Below are 5,453 nucleotides of genomic sequence, written 5' to 3'. Positions count from 1 at the left end.
CCCGACCGAGAGCGAGAAGACCAGCGACCCCCAGAACAGGGGGTCGCCGAACTTCGCCCCCTGTGCGAGCAGGAGATCGGTGCCGATGGCCGTGATCTCCATGATGGTGATAGACGGCGTCTCGCTGTAGAACGTGTCGGAGAACGCCGTCCGGAAGCTTTCACCTTCCTGCATCAGCGGCCCCATCGTCAACGCGTAGCCGAAGGTGTACGCGAGCGCGAACGTGCCGACCGTCTGTACGAGCGTGCTTCCTATGGCGAGCGCGCCCGCGATGGCGACCATCCCGACGACTTCGCCAGCGCCGCACCCGGAATAACAGTGGGACGTGGAGCGAAAGCCCCGTCGCCAGAGCGAGTCGTTGGAAATCTGGGTTCGTCCGGAGTACCAGTAGACGGCGAGTCCGAACGGTCCCGAGTACGCCACGACGAGCGTCCAGACGAACTTCATCATCGACGGGAGCGCTCGGTTTCGCTTCCGGATGTCCCACCAGAGGGTCCCGACACAGACGAGGATGAGGACCCCCCAACCGGCGAGGTACGTCGGATTCGATAGTATCGGCTTCAGTACCTTCCGCGCTGGCTCGAACGCGCTCGTGATTCCGTCCGCGATGGGTATGAGTTGCATGTTGTGGCCACCTCGGTTGTAGCGTACTGCCGTTTCGGAGTACGGTATCCTCTTTTTATATCCTTCCGGCTAATCGAGCCGAAAAATTGGATGGGTGATTTGGCGATGACAAAATAGGATGCATGTCTAACCTTGGATTTATACCCTCGTTCGGCGCAGAACCGAGTTTCCTAAAATCAGATCACCTTCGACGGCGTTATTCGTGGCCGGAAACGCGAAGCGGTTCGTACGGCTCTTCGAGATACGCCATGTCGCCGGACGAAAGCGTCACGTCGAGTGCTTCGACGGCCGCTTCAAGGTGTTCGACGCTCGTCGTTCCGACGATGGGCGCGTCCACCGCGTCCTTGTGGAACAGCCACGACAGCGCGATTTGTGCCATCGTGACGCCTTTCTCGGCGGCGAGTTCCTGTACTCGCTCGTTAATCTCCTCGCCGCCGCCCTCCGGGTAGGGATGTTCGTGGGCGTAGTCGTCGGTTTTCCCTCGCGTCGTGTCCTCGAACTCCTCGTGCGGTCGCGTGAGGTACCCACGGGCGAGCGGACTCCACGGGATGACGCCCAATCCTTCCTTCTCACAGAGCGGGAGCATCTCGCGTTCCTCCTCCCGATATGCGAGGTTGTAGTGGTTCTGCATCGTGACGAAGCGGTCGAGACCGATCCGGTCGCTGGTGTACAGTGCCTCCGCGAGTTGGTGTGCCCACATGGAACTCGCGCCGAGATAGCGCACCTTCTCGCGCCGAACGGCGTCGTCCAACGCCTGCATGGTGGTCTCGATGGGCGTGTCGGGGTCCCAGCGGTGAATCTGATAGAGGTCGATGGTGTCCATCCCCAGTCGCTCTCGGGAGTTGTCAAGTTCCTGCTCGATCGCCTTTCTCGACAACCCGCCGGAGTTCGGGTCGTCCTCGTTCATCTGGAAGAAGCCCTTCGTCGCGACGACCATCTCGTCGCGTCGTCCCTCCAAGGCTTTCCCGAGGATTCGCTCGCTCTCTCCCTCCGAGTACATGTTCGCCGTATCGAAGAAGTTGATGCCGAGGTCGATCGCCCGCTCGATGATGGGCATACTTTCGTCCTCGTCCAACACCCACTCCCGCCAGTCGCTAGTCCCGAAACTCATACAGCCGAGACAGATTCGACTCACTTCCATCCCCGTGTCACCGAGTGTCGTATACTCCATGCAGGGTGGGTCGTGTCGTGCGAGCAAAAAGCTACGGGCAACGGTGATTCACTCCCCGAACGCGCCGTTTTCCTACGGCACGAATCTCCACAGAACGACGATTACGCTGTCGATTCCGATAATACTAATCATTAGGAAACGAATATAATTGTTGATAGAGTCGTTGGGACAGTGACGAAAGACATCCGTGCATTATTCGTTGACCCACCCTGCGACGCGGATGTTTCGCCGGACCGCCTCTCCGACGCCGGCACTGATCTCACTGTCATTCCAGCAGCCACCATGGACGACGCGCTCGGTACGCTTTCGGAAACGCGTATCGACTGTGTCCTGAGCGGTTATTCGCTTCCGGACACGGACGGTATCGAGTTGGTCAACGTCGTTCGGCAAATGCGTCCAGGCCTTCCGTTTATTCTCTGTACCGAATCCGGGAGCGAACACGTTGCCAGCAGGGCGATCTCCGCTGGCGTGAGTGACTATTTTCGGACACAGGAAACCGACGCCGACACGTTGGCGAATCGAATCGAGCAGACGATACGGCCGTCGAGTTCGAACGAACCCGACCGACGATTCAACCACTACCAGTCCATCGTCCAAGCGATGGGCGATGGAGTGTACACGATCGACACCAACGGTCGGATGACTGTCGTTAACGATGCACTCCTGGAGATGTCGGGATACGACCGGGAGGAACTCATCGGCAAACACATTTCGGTTCTACAGGCGGAGCAGGCCGAGTGCCTCGGGGCTTGACCCCGAGGGTGAAGGCCGTACGCTCCACTAAACGTGGTTCGTTCGCTCGATATACTGTTCAATCGTGTCGGTCGAAACGTCGCCTGCCGTCCCCACGTAGTATGATTCCTCCCAGAACCCACCGCCCCACAGATATTGCTCCAAGAACGACTCGTGCAAATCCCACATCTCCCGCGCCGTGATGCTCTTGACCGTCCGTACAATTTCGCTCGGCGCATGCTTCGGGTGTGCGGAGAGGAACAAGTGTACGTGGTCGGATGAAATGTGGAGAGACAGTATCTTGTAGTTATACTCGTCGCACACGTCAAGGAAACACGCCAGGGGCAGTTGTCAGCGACACGGAGTCGGTCAGACTCACTTCCGTCGTCCGGCAGGTGTGGGCGAACGTCGAAACACGGGACTGTACACTCGTCGTGAACACCCTCGATACGGTCGATGCCGACCGAGGGCGACTGCAGGAGCTCTTCAAAAACCTGTTTCGAAACGTCGTCGAGCACGCCGGAGACGAGACGACGGTTCGTGTCGGGCCCCTCTCGGACGGTTTTTTCGTCGAGGACGATGGTCCCGGGATCGCTCCGGAGGAGCGCGAGGCCGTCTTCGAGCACGGTCACACGACAGCCGAAAGTGGCTCCGGACTCGGCCTCTCCATCGTCAAGGGAATCGCAAACGCACACGGCTGGTCCATTCGAATTCGTGTAGGATCGGACGGCGGGACGTGCTTTCGGATTCGACGGGCGTAGCTATTCCCACCGAAACCCGTCGACGGTCGGCGCTGGCAGCGGACTCGACTGTAATCCCTCGCTCGGTTCCGGGTCGTTGTATCCTCGCGGAGCCACGTCGTTCGGCCCGTTCGGATAGAACAGCGACGCCACCAACTGAATCTGGTCGCGACCGACGCCGAGTTCGAACTGCCCGCCGCCGTACAGCACGATCCCGTGTTCGTCACAGTACTCCAACGTGTCGAACAGGGATTCGACGCTGCCGAACCGCGACGGTTTGATGTTCAGCCATTGGGGTTCGAACGGCCGCGATTCGATGCTCTCGACCCCCGTTATCGGCGCGTCCCACGAGAGTCGCTCGCTCACGGAATCGAGTATATCGGCCGTCTCGTCGGTGTACGCGGCGTCCTCGATGACGACGTCCGGGAACCCCTCCGCGACTCGACGATAGAGCTCGGAATCCGGCGATTGGTTCACCTCCGCCTCGCCGTACTGGGCTTTCATGTCCACGATCCGGATTCGATCAGTGGAAGCTAGTTCGGCGACGAACCCGTCGTCCCATTCCGATGTGGCGTCGAGTTTGAACCCCAACTCGGGGTCGATGTCGAGCCACCGTTGTACGCGTTCGGCACTTGGAGGGTCGCCCAACCGCATGCTCACCACGAACCGCACGGGTTCGGGTGTGCGGTCGAGTAGGCTTGCGAGGTCGGTGTCAGCCTGTCGGAGCGCGAGGTCGAGCGCCGCACTCTCGAAGGCCCACTGAAGGTAGTGCCGGAAATCCGCACGGGATGGCCCGACGGGGAAGAGGTCGATGTCGGCGAGCGCCTTCGAGAACTCGCCGAACGTGTACGACCCCGTCAGGTCGAACTCGGCGTCGGCCAGTCCGTGCTGGTCGTCGGCGTCGTACGTCACGTCCTCGCCGCGCCCCGTTTCGCCGCCGCCACGCAGGACGATTTCGGTCGTGACGCGCGTGAAATCGCTCGACGTCTCGCGCTCGTGGGGTTCGAACGAACAGGAATCGATTTCCAGCGGAAGGTCGGCCACCTCGTCGTAGAGTGTCATCCGGTTTTCGTTCGACGGCAACCGAGACAATACTTTGCATCGATCAGATGGCTATCGCCTGTCGTCGCTTTCCCGTCGCTGACTGTAATATTCGGCCCATCTGACAAAAACCGTGTAGCGGCGAGGCTTATGCTGCTCCGAAACCTAGGTACCTGAGACGTGTTCAGAGACGATGATCACTTAGCCCGCTGGTCCTCCACCCAACGCGCTTCCGTCGAATCGAGACGGTCGAAACCGATTGGGGAGCGGTAGCGATGGTTCTCGCCGAAATTCACATCAGCCATCCCGACCTCACGCTAGTACCAACGATACGTGAGCGGCCGGACGTACTGATTCACCGGGAGTTCCAACCCGTTCGGAGCGGGTCCAAGCTACTGCTCTTTTTCTCCGTCGAGGGGGACGATTTGAACGGGTTTGAGGGGGTGCTCGACGCGGATCCGACCGTCACGGACCCTCATCTCGTGGCGAATTACGGAACTCAGCGCATCTACCGGGTTCGGATCTCGGACGCCGCGAAATCCGTCACGCCGATGCTCGCGGAACTGGGTATTCAGATCCTCAACGTCCAGAGCGACACCGAGGGGTGGGAGCTACAACTCCAACTGCCGGACAACGACGCGCTGGTCGCGTTTCGATCGTACTGCCGAGACGAGAGCGTTTCGTTCCGTGTCGGAACGCTCTACGTTGAAACTGACGGCGGTGGACAGACGAACTTCGGCCTGACTGGCCGGCAGCACGATGCCCTGAAGATGGCTTACGAACGGGGTTATTTCGATGACCCGCGCGGCATAACTCTACAGGAACTCGCCGCTAGCGATGGAATCTCCTCGACGGCGTTGGGTCGAAGGTTACGCCGTGGGATGAAACGACTCGTCGAGAAACTGCTCGACCTGTGACGGTCGTGGACGTTCGGTAAACCCTTCCCCCCTTAAAGACGCAGATAGTGAACGGCACCACTGACGCCTGCTGGACGACTATCGTCCAGCGTGAAGCGAATCGCCCCCGGACACACCGACGGCCTCCCTGGAAGTGTTGACACAATGACGGATATGGACGGTTCACCTCCCGATAAATTCGTGTTCGACTGTGCGGAGTACACCACGGTCAGCGAAGCGGTCGTGGAT

At 59.9% G+C, this 5,453-nt stretch carries 6 protein-coding genes and 1 pseudogene; 3 read left to right on the top strand and 4 right to left on the bottom strand.

Annotation, left to right across the window (positions count from 1 at the left end):
• The coding region (locus WBV42_RS21375; RefSeq protein WP_423987827.1) for a DUF4396 domain-containing protein at positions 1 to 624 on the bottom strand (624 nt) is incomplete at its 3' end.
• Positions 625 to 820: 196 nt separating this feature from the next.
• Positions 821 to 1,795 carry an aldo/keto reductase gene (locus WBV42_RS21370; protein WP_423987826.1) on the bottom strand — a complete coding sequence of 325 codons (975 nt, stop codon included), beginning with the start codon at positions 1,793 to 1,795 and terminating at the stop codon, positions 821 to 823.
• Between the two features lie 171 nt (positions 1,796 to 1,966).
• Here WBV42_RS21370 and WBV42_RS21365 point away from each other — a divergent pair, with 171 nt between their 5' ends.
• Positions 1,967 to 2,548, top strand: a complete 582-nt coding sequence (locus WBV42_RS21365) for a response regulator (RefSeq protein WP_423987825.1) — start codon at positions 1,967 to 1,969, stop codon at positions 2,546 to 2,548.
• A gap of 27 nt (positions 2,549 to 2,575) precedes the next feature.
• On the opposite strand, the pseudogene tnpA reads toward WBV42_RS21365, so the two are convergent.
• Positions 2,576 to 2,866, bottom strand: a pseudogene (tnpA, locus tag WBV42_RS21360) (IS200/IS605 family transposase); the annotation flags it as partial.
• Positions 2,867 to 2,961: 95 nt separating this feature from the next.
• On the opposite strand from tnpA, the gene WBV42_RS21355 reads away from it, so the two are divergent.
• Entirely contained in the window at positions 2,962 to 3,288 is a 327-nt protein-coding gene (locus tag WBV42_RS21355; RefSeq protein WP_423987824.1) for a sensor histidine kinase, read from the top strand.
• Here the strand turns inward: WBV42_RS21355 and WBV42_RS21350 are convergent, their stop codons facing one another.
• Positions 3,289 to 4,329 carry a hypothetical protein gene (locus WBV42_RS21350; protein WP_423987823.1) on the bottom strand — a complete coding sequence of 347 codons (1,041 nt, stop codon included), beginning with the start codon at positions 4,327 to 4,329 and terminating at the stop codon, positions 3,289 to 3,291.
• A gap of 254 nt (positions 4,330 to 4,583) precedes the next feature.
• Here WBV42_RS21350 and WBV42_RS21345 point away from each other — a divergent pair, with 254 nt between their 5' ends.
• Positions 4,584 to 5,225, top strand: a complete 642-nt coding sequence (locus WBV42_RS21345; RefSeq protein ID WP_423987822.1) for a helix-turn-helix domain-containing protein — start codon at positions 4,584 to 4,586, stop codon at positions 5,223 to 5,225.
• Positions 5,226 to 5,453: the final 228 nt, after the last annotated feature.

Source organism: Haladaptatus sp., from assembly GCF_049589095.1.
GTDB lineage: Archaea > Halobacteriota > Halobacteria > Halobacteriales > Haladaptataceae > Haladaptatus.
This window is presented reverse-complemented; position numbering and strand designations above follow the sequence as displayed.